This is a genomic window from Synechococcus sp., from assembly GCF_982614295.1.
The window spans coordinates 1-1,941 of sequence record NZ_CEXBMR010000068.1 but is presented as its reverse complement, the minus strand read 5'-3'; the positions used below and the strand labels follow the sequence as shown (position 1 = coordinate 1,941).

Here is a 1,941-nt window from a genome sequence, read left to right as displayed (position 1 = left end):
GGCTGCGTTATCGCTAGAGCTGAGTTGATCCACCAAGCGGCGCCAGCGCAATTTCACCTGTTGGGCTGATTCTTCAGCGCTCACATAAAGCACCGAGTGGCGTAGAGCCATGGCTTGGGCGCTCTGCAGCAAAAGGGTGCTCTTGCCAATGCCTGGATCGCCTCCCAGCAACACCAAAGAGCCAGGCACCAAACCACCCCCAAGCACCCTATCCAGCTCGCCATAGCCGCTAGCAAGTCTTTGCAGCGGCCTATCCCCCACCGCATAGATGGGTTCTGAGCGGCGCGCCACAGCTGCTGTTTGATTTTCAGCTGGAGCACTCACCAAACGACGCCTACGGCTATCGCTCGCAACCACCACCTGCTCCACAAGCGTGTTCCAGTTACCGCAGGCGGAACAACGGCCAAAAAACTGTCGTGATTGGGCACCGCAGCTTTCGCATACGTAATTGGTGCTGCTTTTTGCCAAAGTTTTGTGAAGGTTGATGTGATTTTCTACATAAAAGCAGCCAAACCTCGGTTGAGTGGTCCAACTGTTCCGTTGTTGATTGTGCCTCTATGGCAGTTACCGCTGCACCGCCAAACGGGAAAGAAATCATCCTGGTAGTAGACGACGAAGCCAGTATCCGTCGCATTCTGGAAACGCGTCTCACGATGATTGGTTATCAGGTGATAACCGCCGCCGATGGTGAGGAAGCCCTAGAAGCCTTCCGCCGTCAGCCCGCCGATTTGGTGGTACTAGACGTGATGATGCCAAAACTTGATGGCTACGGCGTTTGCCAGGAGCTGCGCAAGGAATCAGATGTGCCCATCGTGATGCTCACCGCCTTAGGCGATGTGGCAGATCGGATTACTGGTTTGGAGCTTGGCGCCGACGACTACGTAGTGAAGCCATTCAGCCCTAAAGAGTTGGAAGCGCGAATTCGTTGCGTTTTGCGCAGGGTGGACAAAGATAATCACGGTGGCTCTGGCCTTCCCAATTCAGGGATGATCCAGGTGGGGCAGATAAAAGTAGATACAAATAAAAGGCAGGTTTATCGCAACGACGAACGAATCCGCCTCACCGGCATGGAATTCAGCCTTCTAGAGCTATTGGTGAGCCGCTCCGGGGAATCCTTCAGCCGCGGTGAAATCCTTAAAGAGGTTTGGGGCTATACCCCAGAACGGCATGTGGATACCAGGGTTGTGGATGTGCATATTTCCCGTTTGCGCTCAAAGCTGGAAGATGACCCTGCAAATCCAGAACTTATCCTTACCGCCCGCGGGACGGGTTACCTTTTTCAACGAATCATCGACGGCGCCAGCGGCGACGGAGGCTAATTCTCCATGGCGGAGCCCCAATCCCTGCCGGGCCGCATGCGCCGGCCGAGGCCCCGCCGTGCCATGCGGCGGCTGGTGATCTGGTATCGCCGCACCGGCCCGGTAATAAGCCTGGTGGGGAGATTTGGCATTGGCTTTGGCCCTGGTTTTAACCCTTTTGTTAATGCCAGCCCGCCTGGACCCCGCATCGCAATTGCAGTTGATGGCATGGGGGGCGATTTCGCCCCCGGCCCGATCCTTGAAGGTTGCCTTGATGCGATTGATCAACTGGGCTTGAAGGTGTTGTTTGTTGCGGAAGAAGCACCTTTAAAAGCAGCCATTAAGGCACTTAAATTGGAGGCGCGGCTGAACCAGGCAACAGCGCAAGGGGCTTTGGAAATAGTGCCCGCTGGACCCACAGTTGGGATGAACGAGGAAGCCACCGTTGTGCGTCGCAAACGCGATTCCAGCATCAATTTGGCGATGGATCAGCTTAAAAACGGCGCTGCCCTTGCGGTGTATTCAGCGGGTAATTCCGGGGCAGTGATGGCCTCTGCCATTTTTAGGCTGGGGCGGCTGAAGGGCATCGAGCGCCCTGCCATCGGCGCCCTTTTCCCCACCAAAGATGTGAACCGTCAGGTGT

The 1,941-nt window shown here is 55.8% G+C and carries 3 protein-coding genes; 2 read left to right on the top strand and 1 reads right to left on the bottom strand.

The genetic code is table 11. The annotated features are described in order from the left end of the window. Window positions 1–468: DUF7125 family protein (locus AC2JC8_RS09460; protein WP_484594606.1), on the bottom strand; the 468-nt coding region annotated here is incomplete at its 3' end. A gap of 89 nt (window positions 469–557) precedes the next feature. On the opposite strand from AC2JC8_RS09460, the gene rpaB reads away from it, so the two are divergent. Both rpaB and AC2JC8_RS09450 read left to right on the top strand, forming a co-directional pair. Next, on the top strand, window positions 558–1,319 hold the full coding sequence (rpaB, locus tag AC2JC8_RS09455) for a response regulator transcription factor RpaB (RefSeq protein WP_255133844.1): 762 nt from the start codon (window positions 558–560) through the stop codon (window positions 1,317–1,319). Between the two features lie 6 nt (window positions 1,320–1,325). Next, window positions 1,326–1,941: phosphate acetyl/acyltransferase (locus AC2JC8_RS09450; protein ID WP_484594605.1), on the top strand; the 616-nt coding region annotated here is incomplete at its 3' end.